We start from the raw sequence: 16,631 nt of genomic DNA on the forward strand, positions 1-16,631 counted from the left end.
ACCGAGACGGACCGGCACGCGGACCCGGACGGCAGCAGGTTGACCCGCCTCGAGGTGAGGGCGTTCGCGCCGGGAGACCTTCCGGGCATCCAGAGGCTCTTCCAGCGCGCCTACGGGTCCGAGCTCAGGGCCGAGGAGTGGGAGTGGAAGTACGGGCGGAGCCCGTTCGAGCACTTCGGCGTCGTCGGCGAGCGGCAGGGCGAGGTCGTCGCGTACTACGGCGGGTGGCGGTGGCGCCTCCACGGCGCCGGCGAGCGGCGCGACGCTCTCGTCTTCTGCGACATCATGACCGACCCCTCGGCACGTATGGCCGGGCGCCTCCCGCCGCTCATCCCGCTGCACGAGGCCGCGATGGGGCTCGCTTCTGCGGCCGGCATCCCTTATTTCTGCGGGTTCCCGAACCGGGGCGCCGCTCGCTTCGGAAGCCGGTTCCTCGGGTACCGCTACGAGTGGATGGCCGCCTGCTCGGCGCCCCTGCCCACGCTCACCGTCCGGCCCCGGACGGCTTCGACGTGGCGATCTCCGACACGTTCCCGGAGGAGATCGACGCGCTCGCCGGCCGGCTCCACGCCCTCCCCGGCTTCCGCGTGGAGCGGTCGCGCGCCGTCCTCAACTGGCGCTACCACGCACGCCCCCAGCGTTACTACCGCGTCTACACGGTGCTCGCCGGGGGAGAGGCGAAGGCGTACGCCGTCGCCTCGACGGCGGGGCCCGTCGCGGTCCTCGTCGACCTGCAGTCGGGGCAGCCCGGCACGGGAGAGGGGCTCGACGCGCTCTTCTCCGCCGTCGCCCGCGACCTGGCGCCGCGGGGGATCACCGAGCTGCGGGTCGGCCTGACACGCTTCTCGCCCCTCCTGCCGCACCTGACGACCCTCTTCGGCTTCACCGTCACCGAGGACCAGAACCCCTTCGGGATCCTCCCCACCTCGCCCGCGGTGACGGTCGACGTGAGCCCCGCGAACTTCGACGCACGCTGGGGCGACAACGACGTCTTCTGATGTCGCGGATCCTCGTCCTCTCGCCGGAACCCGCGCGCTCCCGGATGGCCGGCATGGGGATCCGGGCGTGCGAGATCGCGCGGCATCTCGCGGCCGCCGGCCACTCCACGACGCTCGCCGCTCCCGGCGACCCCGCCGAAGCTCCGGAGTGGCTGGGCTCCTCGGGCGTCGCGCTCGAGCGGCTCGATGCCGCCACGCTCGCCCCGCTCGCGGCGCGACACGACGGCGCCGTCGTCTCCGGCCACGTCTCGAACGAGCTGTTCCGGGTCGCAGCACCGCTCCCGACTCTCGTCGACCTCTACGACCCGTTCCTCGTCGAGAACCTCGCCTACGCCTCACGCCTCGGCCCCGGGGTCTTCCGGCACGATCACGCCACGCTCTCCCTGCAGCTCGAGCGAGGCGACCGCTTCCTCGTCTCCTCGCCGCTGCAGCGCGCGTTCTTCGCCGGCTTCCTCCTGGCAATCGGCCGGGTGAACCCGGGAGTCTGGGCCGACGACCCCTCGCTCGAGCGGCTCCTTTCCGTCGCGCCCTTCGGTGTCCCCGCCGAGCCGCCGGTCCCGGGGCCGGCTCTTCTGCGGACGGCCGGCAACGGCATCGGCCCGGACGACCCCGTCCTCTTCTTCGGCGGCGTCTACGACTGGTACGACCCCGCGGCCCTTCTCGCCGTCTTCGACCGCGTGCTCGAGAGCGTCCCCGCGTGCCGCCTCGTCTTCGTGGCGAGCCCCAATCCCGACACGACACCGCAGGGCGCCTACGCGCGGGCGGCGGAGACGGCGCGCGCGCGCGGCTGGCACGGCCGCCAGGTCCTGTTCGTCCCGTGGTTCCCGTACGACGCCCGTGGCGCCGTCTACCTCGAGGCGACGGCCGCGGTCCTGACGCACCGCCCCGGGCTCGAGACCGACCTGTCGCTGCGCACGCGCGGCCTCGACTTCCTCTGGGCGGGCCTCCCGATCGTCTCGAACCGGGGAGGCGCGATGGGGCAGCTCCTCGCCGATTCGGGCGCGGGGCTCCTCGTCGACACCGACGACGCCGAGGGTCTCGCCGCCGCCCTCGTGAAGGTCCTCACCGATCCGGCGGTCCGGGCCGACCTCTCGGCGCGCGGCCGGGCCGCGGCCGCGGCGTACCGCTGGGAACGGACCCTCGCGCCTGTCCTCGACTTCGCCGCCGCCCCCGCGTTCGACCCGCACCGCCCGGCCGCTCGCCCCGGCGCGGCAGGCGCCTCGCGCAGCCTGAGGGAGCGGCTCGCCGACGCCCTCTCCACGAGGCGCGGCCGGTGAGCGTCCCCGCCGTCTCGATCGTCGTCCTGACCCACGACGGGCGCGACCACCTCGCGACCTGCCTCGCCTCTCTCGCCCAGGACGGCTGGCCGTCCGGCGACGTCGAGGTCGTCGTCGTCGACAACGGCTCGACCGACGGAACCGCCGCGCTCGTGAGGACGGACTTCCCGGCCGTCCGGCTGCTGCCGGCGGGACGCAACCTCGGCTTCGCCCCCGGTGTCCGCTTCGGTGCCCAGGAGTGCCGCGGCGAGACCCTCGTCCTCCTCAACAACGACACGAAAGTCGAGAAGGGGTGGCTCTCGGCGCTCGTCTCGGCGCTCGACGGCGCCCCGGCCGACGTGGCCGCCGTCACCGGGCGGATCGTCAGCTGGGACGGCACGAAGGTCGACTACCGCGACACGCTCCTCACCTTCGACGGTCACGCGTTCCAGAAGGACTTCGGCCGGCCGGTCGCGGACGTGCGCGACGACCCGCCGGGCGCGCCGCGCCTCGCCCCGTGCGGCGGGAACATGGCGATGAGGAAGGAGACGTTCCTCGCGCACGGGGGCTTCGACGACGACTTCTTCGCCTACCTCGAGGACGTCGACCTCGGCCTGCGCCTCGCGTCCCGCGGCCTCGGGACGGCCTACGAGCCCCGCGCCGTCGTCCGCCACCGGTCGGGCGCCACCGGCGAGGCCCTCGGCATCTTCAACCGCGGCTTCCTGATCGAGAAGAACGCCTTCGCGACGTTCTTCAAGAACGTCGACGACGAGCTGCGGACCGCGCTCCTCCCGGCCGTCCTCCTGACGTTCCTCCACCGGACCGAGCGGATCCTCCGCGAGACGGCCCCCGGCGGCGGCGCCCTCACGATCGACCCTTACCGGGACGGCAGGGCCCGGCGGGCGCGCCGTTGCGCCCCGGGGCCTCCGGCGCCGGGCCGTCCACGCCGTCGCGCGCCTCCTGGGGGTCGCCGTGCCCGAGAGCGGCCCGGACCTCGCCGGCGAGCACGCGCTGTCGAGTCTCAGGGCCCTCCACCGGATCGCCGTCGACCTCCCCCGGCTCGAGGAGAAGCGGCGGGAGAACGAGCGCCTTCGCACCGTCCCGACGCGCGCGATCTTCGAGCGGTTCCGTCCGGCGATCGTCCCGACCTACCCGGGCGACGAGGAGCTCTTCTCCTCCGACGCCTTCACGTCCCTCCTCCCGCCCGGCCTCGATCTCCCGTGCCTCACCCTCGCGGACGTCATGGCCTGGCCGGCCCGCTGAGAGCAGGCGTCCCCTAAGATCCGGTTTGCCCACGATGAGCACCCCCGCACTCGCCTTCCAGGGAATCTCGAAGGTCTACCGCGTCTACACCCGCCCCGCCGACCGGCTGATCGAAGCCATCACCGGCCGGCAGCGGCACGAGGAGGTCTATGCCCTCCGCAGCGTCTCGGGCCGGCTCGAGCGCGGGGAGGTGATGGGTCTCATCGGGGAGAACGGCTCGGGCAAGAGCACGCTCCTGAAGATCCTCGCCGGGACGACTCCCCCCACGACCGGGGAGTTCACCGTGCCGGGCCGCATCGCGTCGATCCTGGAGCTGGGCGCATCGTTCCACCCGGAGGTGACGGGACGGCAGAACGCGGTGCTGCAGGCGGCCCTGACGGGCCTGTCGCGGTCCGAGATCGACGCCGCCCTTCCCGAGATCGAGGCGTTCGCCGAGCTGGGCGAGTTCTTCGACCGGACGGTGAAGACCTACTCCTCGGGGATGTCGATGCGCCTCGCCTTCGCCGTCGCCACGGCGGTCCTCCCCGACGTCGTGATCCTGGACGAGGCCCTCGCCGTGGGCGACGCGCGGTTCCAGAAGAAGTGCATCGACCGGATCTTCGACCTGAAGAGCTCGGGCCGGACGATCTTCTTCTGCAGCCACGCGCTCTACTACATCTCCACGTTCTGCGACCACGCGGTCTGGCTGCGCGACGGCCTCGTCGCGGCCGAGGGCGAGGCGCAGAAGGTCGTCCTCGAGTACGAGCGGTTCCTGGCCGCCAAGGACGGCGTGCGAGAGAGCACGAGCGCCGTCCCCGACGGCGCCGGGACCCACGCGAAGATCCTCTCCGTGCGGCTCCTCGACCGCGACGGCCTCGAGCGGCACGAGTTCGCGCCGGGCGACGCCTGGGCCGCCGAGGTCGACTTCGCCGTCGACGACCCCGCCCGCCCCGTCCAGCTCCACGTGGCCGTCTCCACGCCCGACAACATCGTCTGCTTCACGGCCGACTCGCGCCTCGACGGCGCAGGCCCGTTCTCGGGCCGGGACCGGCAGCGCGTCCGCGTCTCCGTTCCGTCGCTCCCGCTCGGCAAGGGCGAGTTCGTCGTCTTCGCCTACGTCGGGGACGAGACCTCGCTCGCGCTCTACGACGCCCGCAGCGACCTGCGCTTCCGCGTGGAGTCCCCGGTGTGGCGCAGCGGCCTGATGAGCGTCGAGTCGAGGTGGACCGTCGAGCCCTGAGTCCCCCGGGGACCCGGCGCGCTCACCCCTTCACGATCGCCGAGAGCGCCGACTCGAGCGCGTCGATCGCGCGGGCGAGCGAGAACGTCGCGGCGACCTCGATCCCGCGCCGCCTGCGGGCCACCCAGAGACCCGGTTCGTGAAGGAGCAGGCCCACCTCGCGCGTGATCGCAGCGGCGTCGCCCGGAGGGACGCGGGGCGCCGCGTCGGCCGGTATGGGCGCGTAGGACGGGATGTCCGTCAGGACGACGGGCACGCCCGCGGCCATCGCCTCGAGAGGCGGAAGCGGGAAGCCCTCCGCCTCGAACGAGGGGTGGACGAGGACGTCCGAGGAGTGGTACCACGCGACCATCTCCGCGACGGACGCGCGGAAGGCGTAGACGTCGCAGGGCAGGAGCGCCCGCTCCTCGTCGGTGAGCGGCATCTGGCTCGCGCGGTGCAGCCGCAGGGGCCGGCCCCCATCCCGCAGCCGGGAGACGGCCTCGAGGCCGACCCGGATCCCCTTGTTGAGCGCCTCGAAGGGGCCGACGATGCCGATCGCCGGGGGCTGCCGCGGGCGGTCGCGTTCGGGGTCTCCCGGGGCGTAGTCCGCCGCGCGGATCGCCTGCGGCAGGACGTGGAACGGCCCGGGGAATCGCCCCTCGAAGAGCCCGACGAGGTGGGCCGAGATGAGGAGCTTCGGCACCGGCTGCGCGTAGGCCTCGTCGATCTCAGCCTTCCGGTGCGCGATCCAGGGGTAGATCGCTTCGTAGCCCTGGCTGAAGTGGACGACGGTCCGGGCGCGGCCGGCCCGGAGCGTCGGGACCACCGTTTCGAACCAGGTCGCAACGTGGACGTCCGCCTCCGGGAGCGTCTCTGCCGAGAACGAGGGAACGAGGCTCACCGGGACGCCGACGGGCATCCAGTCGTCGGCCGCGTGACGGGTGACGATGGAGACGTCGTGCCCGCGGCGCGAGAGCTCTTCCGCGTGCTCGACGATGACCTTGACGCCTCCCGACATCTCGAGGCTCTCGACGACGTAGACGACCTTCATCCGGTCCCTCCGCAGTCTCCGACGATAACCCGGCGCGATCCGGGGTACGGCCCCGGGGCCTCGCTCAGTCGAGCGTGAAGGAGGCCCGCCACTCCTCCGTCTCGACGAACTCGGGCTGCTCCTCGCGGAGGAGAACGTGGTTCTCCAGGACGAGGGCGTCCATCGCCGTACGCATGAAGCAGCGCCAGGCGTCTTCCGGCGTGCAGACGATCGGCTCGCCGCGCACGTTGAACGACGTGTTGACCACGACCGGGCAGCCCGTCCTCGCCTTGAAGGCGGAGAGGATCGCGTGGTAGAGCGGGTTCGCCTCGCGCCGCACCGTCTGGAGCCGCGCCGAGTAATCGACGTGCGTCACCGCGGGGATGCCCGAGCGCGGCACGTTCAGCTTCTCGATCCCCCAGAGCGCCCGCTCGGCCGGGGTCATCTCGCGCCGCAGCTCCTTCCTCACGTCGGCCGTCAGGAGCATGTAGGGGGAGTCGCCGTCGAGCTCGAACCACTCGGACACGTCTTCGCGAAGGACCGAAGGGGCGAAGGGCCGGAACGACTCGCGGAACTTGATCTTCAGGTTCATCACGGACTGCATCTTCGGAGAGCGCGGGTCGCCCAGGATGCTGCGCCCGCCGAGAGCGCGCGGCCCGAACTCCATCCGACCCTGCAGCAGGCCGACGACCTTCTCCTCGGCCAGCAGGGCGGCCACGACGTCGGGCAGCTCCTCCAGCGGAACGGTCCGGAACGGCAGGCCCTTCCCGCGCAGCCAGGCCGCGATCTCCTCCGAAGGGAAGGCGGGGCCGAGGAACGCTCCCTTCATGCCGTCGGCGTAGGGCGCAAGGCCGCCTCCTCCCGCCGGGGAACTCCACGTCCCGAGCTTCTCCGGGCTCGACCGCGGCCCGCCCATCCTGCGGTGCCAGACGGCGAGCGCCGCGCCCACGGCCCCTCCCGCGTCCCCCGCAGCCGGCTGGACGAAGAGGTCTTCGAAGAGACCCGCGCGCGCCAGCGCCCCGTTCGCGACGCAGTTCAGCGCGACGCCTCCGGCGAGACAGAGATGCTTCGCGCCCGTGAGCTCCTTCGCGTGCCGGGCCATCTTCAGGACGATCTCCTCGGTGACGGCCTGCACGGAGGCCGCGAGGTCCATCTCACGCTGCGTCAGGAGCGACTCCGCGGCCCGCGCCGGCCCCCCGAAGAGGCGCTCGAACGCCCGTCCCGTCATCGTGAGACCGTGAGCGAACTCGAGCGTGTCGAGGTCGAGCCGGATCGAGCCGTCGTCGTGCACCTCGACGACCTCCCGCCGGATGACGTCGGCGAACCGCGGCTCTCCGTACGGCGCGAGCCCCATGAGCTTGTACTCGCCGCTGTTCACCTTGAACCCGCAGAAGTAGGTGAATGCCGAGTAGAGGAGGCCGACCGAGTGGGGGAAGCGCAGCTCGAGGAGCATGTCGAGCGACGCGCCCTTCCCGTGGCCGATCGAGGAGGTCGCCCACTCGCCGACGCCGTCCATCGTCAGGACGGCCGCCTCCTCGTAGGGAGACGGGAAGAACGCCGACGCCGCGTGCGACTCGTGGTGCTCGGCGAAGAGGATCTCCCCCTCGAAGCGGAGGTCCTCGCGGATCCGGTCCTTCATCCAGAGCTTCTCGCGCATCCAGAGCGGCATCGCCTTCAGGAAGGAGCGGAAACCGCGCGGCGCGAAGTCGAGGTACGTCTCGAACAGTCGCTCGAACTTCAGGAGCGGCTTGTCGTAGAAGGCGACGGCGTCGAGGGAGGAGACCTCGACGCCCCCCTCCTTCAGGCACCAGTGGGCCGCGTGCCCCGGAAACCCGGCGTCGTGCTTCCTGCGCGTGAACCGCTCTTCCTGGGCGGCCGCCACGATCTCGCCGTCGACGACGAGTGCCGCGGCGGAGTCGTGGTAATAGGCCGAGAGGCCGAGGATGCGTTTCGGCACGGTCAGAAGAGGGTGTAGATGAACGGCGCCAGGACGCTCTTCTCGGCGAGGACGAGCAGGAACCCGACGAGGATCAGGAGGAAGAGGATCGGGGCCAGCCAGAACTTCTTGCGGTACTTCAGGAACTCCCAGAGCTCGACGAGGACCTCGTGCTTGGCCATCAGAACATCTTCTCGAAGTGGCGCGGGTCGCGGTTGCGTTCGGGGTAGGGGACCCAGCCGGTCCGGCGCCGCCGCCGGCGCGCGAGCTCGTCGCGGCCCGCGAGCCGGAGGGCGAAGCCGAGCGGCGTCAGGACGAGGAAGAAGACGAGACCGAGGAAGAGGGTCGTGTTCACCCGTCCGAGCGTCCGGGCGACGGCCATCCACCCCCGGTGGACGGGACCGAGGAGTCCCGGGGCGACGAAGCCGAGGACGAGCAGCAGCGCTCCCGCGCCACCCAGCACGGGCCCCGCGAGCCGCGAGCCTGCGAGGACGAGCGCGAGGCCCAGCAGGGCCAGCACTCCCCCGACGACGAGTCCGAATTTCCTGTCTGCGTCCATCTTCGCGCGGCCGGGGCCCCGCACCGCATCAGGGCCGGATGTTAGCAGCGGGAAGGGCCGGATCCACGGTCCGGATCCGAACCGCCACCTCGGCGATCCGCCTCGAGAACTTCTCCGCGCCGGCGCGTGAAAAATGCATCGGGTCTGCGAAGTCCGCGTCCGAAAAGTCGCCTTCGGCGAACGGGTCCGCGAAGAAGACGTCGCGTCCGTCGGCGAGGGCGAGGGCCGCCGCGTTGTAGCGGCGGAGGGCGTCGAGGTAGCCGGCCAGCGTCAGCCCCGGGGTCCAGGACGCGAGGTAGGCCCGGTCGGCCTCTTGCTGGCCCTTTCGGACCCTGACCGCCTGCGCCACGAGGAGGGTCTTCGCCCCGTGCTCCCGCGCGACGGCCGAAATCGACCGGAGGTTTCGCGCGAAGACGGCGACGGCGTCCTCGGGAATCACGTCCCGGCGCTCGCCTCCTGCCCACCCCCACGCGGGAGCGAAACCGCTCCCGGCCGCCGGCGGCTCGAGAAGCCCCAGGCGGAGACGGAGCCACTCCACGAAGACGGAGCGCGCTGCCAGGGGAAGCGGCGCCGGCTCTGCGCCGAGAACGCGGGGGAGGATCTCGCCGTGCCCGGCCGAGTAGTCCCGCGCCAACGGAACGTGCCCGGCCGGCTGTGCGTCGTTGATCCCGGCGAAGACGACGACGAGGTCGGGCTCGAGGTCGACGTCCCGCAGCTCCAGCGAGATGAGGCTCTGAACGCTCGTCCAGCCCGGAAAGCCGGCGTTGACCACGTCCCAGCCAGGGCCGAGGCTCCCCGCCAGAAGCGCGGGCCAGGTCGAGGCGTCGCCCGAGGCGCGCAGGTCGAAGGTCGTCGAACCTCCCTCGCAGACGACGCGGTAACGCCCCTGGGGCTTCGGCCTCTCCACCTCCGGGCCCCGGAGCCCGAGCGAATTGAAGCGGGCTTCATGACCTTCCACCCGGATGACGCCCCCGGGGCGGCCGGACATCGCGAGGAACGGGTGCGGACGGTAGGCTCGTCCGATCTCGCGGACGAGGCGCGCTTCCTTCTCGCGGGCCGTGACCGGCCACGTCCCGGAACGGAGGCGTCCTCCCGCCCGGCAACCGCCCTCGAGGACCGCGAAGGCGAGAACGGCGATCGCGATCGGGACGAGGACGTTCGAGCCGACCCAGTGGAGACTGCGGACGAGCATGAGGTCGAGGATGCCACCCGTAGAGGGCGTGCGGTAGCCTCAGCCGGTGGCGAGAACCCGTCCCCCGGCACCGGCGAGCCCCGTGCGGCGCTCCCTTCTCGTCGTCGCTGCCGTCCTCGCGCTGTCGGCGGACGACCGTCACGCGGGCAAAGGATCGGACGGCCGGCAGATGATCGGGACCGCCGTGGCGATCGCCGAGACGGGTGGGATCGGCCTCGCCAAGGGGGCGCCCCGCGCGGTGGACCGCGGCGACCACGCCGTCTCGCGGTACGGCTTCGGAACGACGCTCGCGCAGCTTCCCGCCGCGTTCCTCGCGCCCCTCGTGGAACGTCGTTTCGGGGCCGGCTCCTCGCAGCCGCTCTTCCTCCTCGCGCCGTTCGCGGCCGTGCTCCTCGCGGCGGCCGCTTCTGGATATGCGGCCCGGCTCGCCGGAGCGTCGGCGTCCGGGACGAGCCTCGCGGTCCTGCTGGCAGGGCTCGGCTCTCCCCTCGCCGCCTACGCCACGTCCGACTACTCCGAGCCGCTCCAGGCCGCGGCGCTCGGCGGCGCGCTCGCTCTCGCGTTCGGCGCCGCGCGAGAGACGGCGCCGGGCGCGTCCGCACGCCTCGCGGCGGCGGCCGGGTTCTCGGCCGGGTTCGCCGTCCTCCTGAAGTCGAGCCTCGCGGCCGTGGCGCCGATCCTCCTCCTGCCGCTCGCCGCCGCGTCCTTTCTCCGGGGCCGGCGGCTCCTCGCCGCGGCGCTCGGCTCCAGCGTGCCGCTGGCGGCGTGGCTCGTGCTCGAGATCGTCCGGTTCGGCGCGCCGTTCTCCGGCTACGGCGGCGAGGGGTTCACGCACCCGCTCCTCGACGGCCTCTGGCGCCTCCTCGTCGGGCCGAACCGCGGGCTCCTCCTCTTCTTCCCGGCGGCCGCGCTCGCGGGCGTGGCCCTTCTTCGTGAGCTCCGGTCCGGCGTCGATGCGCCGCGGCGCCTCGCGGCCGCCGCGAGCCTCGCCGCGGCGGCCGTCCTTCTCGTCACGGCCGCCAGCTGGTGGGCCTGGCACGGTGCAGGAGGATGGGGACCGAGACTCCTCGTTCCCGCCGTCCCGCTCCTCGCTCCCTGGGCGGCGCTCGTCGCGGCGGGCCTGGCCGACCGGCCCCGGCGTATCGTTGCCGGCCTTTCGATCGCCCTGAACCTTCCCCCGCTCCTCCTCCACACGTCGTTCGTCGACACCTACGTCGCGAACGCACGCCGCCCGGCGTTGACGCCCCGGCTCGAGAAGCAGATTCCCGCGATCGCGATCGAGCCGAACGACGAGGGCAGGCCGAGCGTTCCGCCGGACCAGGTCCTGGCGACGGTGCCGGCCGCCGCCCCGCACGTCGTCCACCCGTGGTACTTCGCCGCGACCCTCGCGGGAACGCCCGACAAGGTCGCGGCACGGCTCTCCCGGCCCCCGTGGTACGACCGCCGGCCCGACCTTGGGCCGAGGCTGGTTCCCTTTCCGGCGGAGCTGGCGGCAATCCTCGCTCCGCTCCCGCGGTGGGGCTTCTTCGGCCGCTCGCTTCTCCACGGCGCGAGCGATCCCGCGAGCGGCTCCGTCTATCTCCAGTCCCTCGCCGGGCAGGTCCTCCGGGCTCACGAGACGGGCCGGCTCGACGAGGGGCTCGTTCTCGCCGACCGGCTCCTGGCCCTGCGGCCCGGCGAGGAAGGAGACGCCCTCTACGTCGAGAGCCTTCGCCTCCTCGGGCGGTTCGACACGGCGGCGGCGTTCCTGGGCTCCCTTCCCCGGGACCGGGAAGCCACCCCCTCGATTCTCGCGGTCCGCGCTCTCCTGGCGCGGGACCGCAAGGACCCCGAGAGGGCCTCGCGCTTCGCCGGCGCGGCTGCCCCGTGGTTCCCGGGGACGCCTCTCGCGACGGCCCCTTCGAAACCGTCCGTGTGGCCAGGCACGTTCGCCGCGTTCATCCGTCACGAGGAGGCGCGGGTCGAGCCGGGCCTTCCCGGCGTCGGCACGGCGCGCTGACCCGCGTCAGGAAACGGCCGGACCGAACGTCACGGCCCAGCGGGCGGCCCCGAGCGCCGCCTCGTCCGTCGGAAGAATCGCCGCTCGCCGCTCGTCGACGACCCGCTGAACGGCACGCGGAAGCGGCTCTTCCGAGGACGGCGCGACCCGAACGGAGAGACCGCTCCCCTCGAACCGGCTTTCCAGGCCCGACGGGGTCCAGCCGGACAGGAGCGCGATCGCGTCCTCGCCCGTGACCAGGCCTCCCCCGAGGAGCGTTTCGACGAGACCCGCGCGAACGGGGTTCCCGGCGGCGAGGACGATCTCTCCCGACCCGGCTCGCGAGGCGACCGCGCCGATCGGGTCCTCCTCGCCGAGAGGTCCTTCGGCTTCCACCGCGATGCGCCCCTCTCCCGGGGTGCCGGGAGCCGCGAGCTCCGCGGTCCCGAGCCACTGCACGGCGTCGAGATCGTCCGCCGTCAGGCGGGTCGAGGCGAGGAACGCCTCGCGGTCCTCGCCGGAGCGTGCCGTCCGCGCCGCCGCGGCGGTGCAGGAGGTCACGCGGAAGCCGCACGACCCCAGGAGGGAAACCCAGCCCGCCCGTCCCGCGTAGGTGCGGTGGTCGTCCGCCACGATCCCCTCCAGCTCGCGGTCCCAGCGGCCGCGGAACGCTCCGCCGAGGACCGAGGCGTGCGTGGCGTTCGGGACGGAGAAGACGAGGAGCCCCCCGGGCGCGAGGGCCGCGCGCAGGGCGCCAAGGACGGCGGCCGGGTTGGCGAGGTGCTCGAGGACGTCGGCCAGGACGATCGCGTCGGGACGGGCGTCGAGAAGCTCGACGGCCTCCTCGGCCGGCAGGGCGAGGACGCGCGTGAGCCGGCGGGCGGCGACGCGGGCCGCGCGGGCGTCCAGCTCGATCCCGGTGACACGCGCGCCGAGCGCCTCGAGGCTCGCGCCGAGCGCCCCTTCACCGCAGCCGACGTCGAGGACGGCCCGCGCCGAGGCGGGGACGAGCGCGAGGACCTCGGGGCGCGCGTGTCCCTTTCGCCCCGAGAAGGAATGGACGAGCCACGGCCGGAAAGACTCCGCGAATCCGTCTCCGTGACGCCCGTGCACCGTGACGGGCGCTTCGGCGGACCAGGGTGCCGATTGCGCCGGGCCCGCGGCCCGTTCCTCGTCGAGGAGCTGCAGCTCCCAAGAGGTGACGTAGGTCTCCCCGGCGGGAAACGGTGCGCCGGGAAAGCCTCCACCCGGGACGAGTCGCACGGACGGCCGGGCCGAGGCCTCGACGAGGGCGCGGGCGAGGCCCGCGACCGGAAGGGCGGCTTCGGGCTCGGTGACGTCGACCTCGACGCCCGCCGACGAGACGCCGGACCGGGAGAGAGCCGCGCGGATCGCATCCCTCGATCGGAACCCCGCACGGCGGGCGTCGGAGGACGGCGAGGCGGGCAGGGTCGGCGTCGCGGACATGGTCGTCCCGGCGATGTTAGTGGACGGCCGGGGCCTGCGCCGCCCTGCCGTACACTTCGCCGCTCGATGGAGGCTCCATGACCAACAGCCCGCAGAAGAACCTGGCCATTCTCGTCGGCGGAGGACCGGCCCCGGGCATCAACAGCGTCATCAGCGCGGCGACGATCCGCGCGCAGCTCGAAGGCGTCACCGTCCTCGGCATCCGCGACGGATTCCAGTGGCTCATGCAGGGAAACATCGAGCACGTTCACCCGCTCACGATCGACGAGGTGAGCCGGATCCACTTCCGCGGCGGCTCGCACATCGGCATCGCCCGCGCGAACCCGACGAAGGACCCGCAGCTCCTCGAGAACGCCGTCATCTCGCTCCTGCGCCTCAACGTCTCGCGCCTCATCACGATCGGGGGCGACGACACCGCGTTCTCCTCGATGAAGCTCGCGGAGAAGGCCGAGGGCCGGATCGCCGTCGTCCACGTCCCGAAGACGATCGACAACGACCTCGACCTGCCGCCCGACGTCGACACGTTCGGCTTCCAGACGGCGCGCCACGTCGGCGTCGAGATCGTCAAGAACCTGATGGTCGACGCGCGGACGACGTCACGCTGGTACTTCGTCATCGCGATGGGGCGCAAGGCCGGTCACCTCGCGCTCGGGATCGGGAAGGCCGCCGGCGCGACGCTCACGCTGATCCCCGAGGAGTTCCAGGGGCAGAAGGTCCGGTTCCGCGCGATCGTCGACACGCTCGTCGGCGCGATCCTGAAGCGGCTCAGCTACGGGCGCCGGGACGGCGTGGCGATCATCGCGGAAGGGCTCGTCCTCGAGCTCGACCCCGAGGAGCTCAAGGGGCTCGCCGAGGCCGAGCGCGACGCCCACGGACACCTGCGCATCGCCGACGTGAACATCGGCGAGATCCTGAAGATGGCCGTCCAGGAAGAGCTGAAGAGGCTCGGCGTGAAGGCGACCGTCACCGACAAGAACATCGGCTACGAGCTGCGCTGCGCCGACCCCGTCCCCTTCGACCTCGAGTACACCCGCGACCTCGGCTACTGCGCGGCGAAGTACATCCTCTCCGGGGGAACGGGGGCGATGGTGTCGATGCAGGGAGGGAACTTCGTCCCGATCCCCTTCGCCGAGATGATCGACCCGCAGACGGGCCGGACGAAGGTGCGGATGGTCGACGTCCACTCGACCCGCTACGCCATCGCGCGCCGCTACATGATCCGCCTCCGCAAGGACGACTTCGAGGACCCGCACGAGCTCGCGCGATTCGCGGCGACGTGCGGCCTGTCGCTCGCCGACTTCCGCGACCGCTTCGGCTACCTCGTCGAGAACGAGCTCCCGCCGATCGTCCTCGTTCCGTCCGGCCACCGCGACGAGACCGGCCCGGGGAGCGCGTCGTACTTCGAGGGGGAGACGCTGTAGGCGGCGGGCCGGGCGGCCGCCGTCAGGCGGCCGAGCCCGGTCCGGACTGTCCCAGCAGGCGGACGACCGGCTCGACGGCGCGCCACCAGGGGTCCTTCGCCCTCTCGAACGCGTCCTCCACCTTCGAGGGGAGGCCCGAGATCGGAAATGTCGTCAGCCTCCCCGCCTGGAACCCGAGGTAGCAGGCCGCCGGGTCGTCCTTGGCGCTCTCTTCGAGGAGGACCTCCACGGCGCGGGCCGCCGACCGGGTCGCCACGATCCGGTCGAACGGCGTCGGATCGCCACCCTGCTGCAGGTGACCGAGGATCGCCTGACGGGAGTCGAACAGGTCCTTGCCTTCCTCCTCGAAGAGGCGCCGCAGGAAGTCCGTCGTGAAGACGGGGCTGGCGTGCTCGTTCCGGATGATCAGCGCGAGGCGCTTCCCTTTCCGGAAGCCCGCGACGAGGCTTTCGAGGTCCTTCTCGAGGCCCGCCATCGTGATCCCCTCCTCGTGCGTGAAGACCCGCTCGGCCCCCGTCGCCAGGCCCGACATGACGGCGAGGTAGCCGCAGTAGCGCCCCATCACCTCGACGACGAACGTGCGCCGCCAGGCCACGGCCGACTGCTTGATCTTGTCGACCGCCCAGACGATCGCGTTCAGCGCGGTGTCGGCGCCGATGGAGAGCTCCGAGCCGGGGAGGCTGTTGTCGATGCCGGCCGGGACGCAGACGATCGGGACGCGGAAGGGCGCGTGAGCGCCTCGGGCGGCGTCCATCCGGAACACCGCCTGGTAGGCCGCCCAGCCACCGACGAGGAGGATCCCCTCGACCTGGTGAGCGGTGAGGACCCCGGCCAGAACGCCGAGCTCCTCCGTCGAGGGGACCTTCCGGCTCGTCCCGAGCTCGGCCCCGCCCGCGGAGACCCAGCCGTGGACGCTCATCCAGTCGAGCTCCTCGACGTGGCCCGCGAGGAGCCCCTCGAAGCCGCTCCGGGCGCCGAGGACGACGTGCCCCTGGTCGACGAGGAGGCGCACCGCCGCGCGGATCGCGGTGTTCATGCCGGGGGCCGGGGCGCCCGCGTGGAGGACGAGGAAGCGCCGCCGGCGCTGCCCGTCGCGGGGGCCGTGCGGGAAGGCGCGGACGAGCGTCTTCAGGATGCGGAAGGCGTTGCGGAACCCCGTGCCCCGCAGCTCCATGGCCCGGTCGAAGTCGCCCGACCGGATCGCCTCGCCCACCGCGCGCGCCTTGTCGACGTTCTCCATCAGGGGCACGCGGGCGATGCGGTTCTCCCGCAGGCCGATGAGACACGGTACGTCGTCCGGGCCGTAACGCAGGACCTCCTCCACCGCCGCCACGCCGAGGAGGGTCCCCATGGTCCGGTCGAAGGCGCTCGGCGCCCCTCCGCGCTGGACGTGGCCGAGGACGGTCGTCCGGGTCTCGGTCCCGAGCCTCTCCTCGAGGAGCCTGCGGATCCGCTCCGCCTCGATCGGCCTTCCCTGCCGGTCGATGGCCCCCTCCGCGAGGATCACGGTCGAGTGCCGGCGTCCCGCCTTCCGTCCCTCCGTCAGGACCGCGCAGAGCTTCTCTTCCCAGTCGTCGCCGTCGGGCGGCGCCTCGGGGATGAAGACCCACCCGGCACCCGTCGCCAGGGCGCTCATGAGAGCGAGGTAGCCGCAGTTGCGGCCCATCACCTCGACGACGAAGGTCCGCTGGTGGCTCGCGGCCGTCGAGACGAGCGCGTCGACCGCTTCCACGACCCGGTGGAGCGCCGTGTCGGCACCGATCGTCATGTCGGTCCCGGCCATGTCGTTGTCGATCGACCCGACGAGGCCGACGAGCGCGAGCGGCGCGGCCGCCTTCGCCGTCTCCGGCGCGAGCTCGCCCTTTGCCGCGAGCTCCTTGAGGAGGCCGGGCCACTCCCTGCGGAAGAGGTCGGCGCCCGTCAACGAGCCGTCTCCACCGACGACGATCAGCGCGTCGATCCGCTCGCGTGCCACGTTCCGGGCGGCGGCGAGCCTCCCCTCGCGCGTGCGGAACGCCGGGCATCGCGCGGTGCCGATGACGGTTCCCCCCTTCGCGAGGATGCCGCCGACGTCGTTCCATCCCATCCGCCGGATCCGCGAACCGCCGTCCACGAGCCCCTGGAACCCTTCCTCCACCGCGAAGATCTCGAGCCCCTTCTCCAGCGCCGCGCGCACCGCCGCCCGGACGACGGCGTTCATCCCGGGGGCGTCGCCACCGCTCGTCAGGATCGCCACGCGCCGGGGTTTCTCGCTCGCCATTCCGCACTCCCTCGTGGCCGGGTCAGGAGGACCGCGGCCCCGGGGATTCTAGGGGCCGGGGCGGGAAGGC

Annotated in this window: 13 protein-coding genes; 6 read left to right on the plus strand and 7 right to left on the minus strand. The window is 72.6% G+C overall.

Going from position 1 to position 16,631, the window contains the following annotated elements:
• Nucleotides 1-39: 39 nt before the first annotated feature.
• The 4 genes from IPN03_15900 (at nucleotide 40) to IPN03_15915 (ending at nucleotide 4,736) form a co-directional block, all read left to right on the plus strand.
• On the plus strand, nucleotides 40-837 hold the full coding sequence (locus IPN03_15900; GenBank protein MBK9375155.1) for a GNAT family N-acetyltransferase: 798 nt from the start codon (nucleotides 40-42) through the stop codon (nucleotides 835-837).
• Nucleotides 838-997: 160 nt separating this feature from the next.
• The gene (locus IPN03_15905; protein MBK9375156.1) at nucleotides 998-2,275 is read left to right on the plus strand and encodes a glycosyltransferase family 4 protein; all 1,278 of its coding nucleotides are present in this window, start codon (nucleotides 998-1,000) and stop codon (nucleotides 2,273-2,275) included.
• Nucleotides 2,272-3,534 (plus strand): glycosyltransferase family 2 protein, encoded by a 1,263-nt coding sequence (locus IPN03_15910; protein ID MBK9375157.1) that lies wholly within the window; start codon nucleotides 2,272-2,274, stop codon nucleotides 3,532-3,534. The genes IPN03_15905 and IPN03_15910 overlap by 4 nt, the downstream gene beginning before the upstream one ends.
• A 17-nt stretch (nucleotides 3,535-3,551) precedes the next feature.
• Nucleotides 3,552-4,736 (plus strand): ABC transporter ATP-binding protein, encoded by a 1,185-nt coding sequence (locus tag IPN03_15915; GenBank protein MBK9375158.1) that lies wholly within the window; start codon nucleotides 3,552-3,554, stop codon nucleotides 4,734-4,736.
• A 22-nt stretch (nucleotides 4,737-4,758) separates the two neighbouring features.
• On the opposite strand, the gene IPN03_15920 is transcribed toward IPN03_15915, so the two are convergent.
• From IPN03_15920 to IPN03_15940, 5 genes are all read right to left on the minus strand, one after another.
• Nucleotides 4,759-5,769: a glycosyltransferase family 4 protein gene (locus tag IPN03_15920; protein ID MBK9375159.1), complete on the minus strand. Its 1,011-nt coding sequence runs from the start codon at nucleotides 5,767-5,769 to the stop codon at nucleotides 4,759-4,761.
• A 64-nt stretch (nucleotides 5,770-5,833) separates the two neighbouring features.
• Nucleotides 5,834-7,705, minus strand: coding sequence for a carbamoyltransferase (locus IPN03_15925; GenBank protein MBK9375160.1), 1,872 nt, complete (start codon nucleotides 7,703-7,705; stop codon nucleotides 5,834-5,836).
• A 2-nt stretch (nucleotides 7,706-7,707) separates the two neighbouring features.
• A complete protein-coding gene (locus IPN03_15930) occupies nucleotides 7,708-7,866 on the minus strand; it encodes a hypothetical protein (protein MBK9375161.1) in 159 nt (52 codons plus the stop codon).
• Nucleotides 7,866-8,243, minus strand: a complete 378-nt coding sequence (locus IPN03_15935; protein ID MBK9375162.1) for a sxtJ — start codon at nucleotides 8,241-8,243, stop codon at nucleotides 7,866-7,868. Before IPN03_15935 ends, IPN03_15930 begins: the two co-directional genes overlap by 1 nt.
• Before the next feature lie 28 nt (nucleotides 8,244-8,271).
• Nucleotides 8,272-9,435, minus strand: a complete 1,164-nt coding sequence (locus IPN03_15940; protein MBK9375163.1) for a hypothetical protein — start codon at nucleotides 9,433-9,435, stop codon at nucleotides 8,272-8,274.
• Nucleotides 9,436-9,481: 46 nt separating this feature from the next.
• Between IPN03_15940 and IPN03_15945 the strand changes: the two genes are divergently transcribed.
• Nucleotides 9,482-11,434: a hypothetical protein gene (locus IPN03_15945; protein MBK9375164.1), complete on the plus strand. Its 1,953-nt coding sequence runs from the start codon at nucleotides 9,482-9,484 to the stop codon at nucleotides 11,432-11,434.
• Between the two features lie 6 nt (nucleotides 11,435-11,440).
• Here IPN03_15945 and IPN03_15950 read toward each other — a convergent pair whose 3' ends face one another.
• Entirely contained in the window at nucleotides 11,441-12,880 is a 1,440-nt protein-coding gene (locus IPN03_15950; GenBank protein MBK9375165.1) for a class I SAM-dependent methyltransferase, read from the minus strand.
• Between the two features lie 77 nt (nucleotides 12,881-12,957).
• Between IPN03_15950 and IPN03_15955 the strand changes: the two genes are divergently transcribed.
• The gene (locus tag IPN03_15955) at nucleotides 12,958-14,301 is read left to right on the plus strand and encodes a 6-phosphofructokinase (protein MBK9375166.1); all 1,344 of its coding nucleotides are present in this window, start codon (nucleotides 12,958-12,960) and stop codon (nucleotides 14,299-14,301) included.
• Between the two features lie 22 nt (nucleotides 14,302-14,323).
• On the opposite strand, the gene IPN03_15960 is transcribed toward IPN03_15955, so the two are convergent.
• Nucleotides 14,324-16,561, minus strand: a complete 2,238-nt coding sequence (locus IPN03_15960; GenBank protein MBK9375167.1) for a 6-phosphofructokinase — start codon at nucleotides 16,559-16,561, stop codon at nucleotides 14,324-14,326.
• Nucleotides 16,562-16,631 lie beyond the last annotated feature (70 nt).

This window comes from Holophagales bacterium (genome assembly GCA_016719485.1).
In the GTDB taxonomy this organism is placed as follows: domain Bacteria; phylum Acidobacteriota; class Thermoanaerobaculia; order UBA5066; family UBA5066; genus UBA5066.

Excerpts from the sequence above, each read along its gene's own strand:
- IPN03_15955 (MBK9375166.1), top strand. The coding sequence starts at position 12,958 with ATGACCAACAGCCCGCAGAAGAACCTGGCCATTCTCGTCGGCGGAGGA.
- IPN03_15935 (MBK9375162.1), bottom strand. The coding sequence starts at position 8,243 with ATGGACGCAGACAGGAAATTCGGACTCGTCGTCGGGGGAGTGCTGGCC.
- IPN03_15960 (MBK9375167.1), bottom strand. The coding sequence starts at position 16,561 with ATGGCGAGCGAGAAACCCCGGCGCGTGGCGATCCTGACGAGCGGTGGC.
- IPN03_15940 (MBK9375163.1), bottom strand. The coding sequence starts at position 9,435 with ATGCTCGTCCGCAGTCTCCACTGGGTCGGCTCGAACGTCCTCGTCCCG.
- IPN03_15950 (MBK9375165.1), bottom strand. The coding sequence starts at position 12,880 with ATGTCCGCGACGCCGACCCTGCCCGCCTCGCCGTCCTCCGACGCCCGC.
- IPN03_15930 (MBK9375161.1), bottom strand. The coding sequence starts at position 7,866 with ATGGCCAAGCACGAGGTCCTCGTCGAGCTCTGGGAGTTCCTGAAGTAC.
- IPN03_15915 (MBK9375158.1), top strand. The coding sequence starts at position 3,552 with ATGAGCACCCCCGCACTCGCCTTCCAGGGAATCTCGAAGGTCTACCGC.
- IPN03_15905 (MBK9375156.1), top strand. The coding sequence starts at position 998 with ATGTCGCGGATCCTCGTCCTCTCGCCGGAACCCGCGCGCTCCCGGATG.
- IPN03_15920 (MBK9375159.1), bottom strand. The coding sequence starts at position 5,769 with ATGAAGGTCGTCTACGTCGTCGAGAGCCTCGAGATGTCGGGAGGCGTC.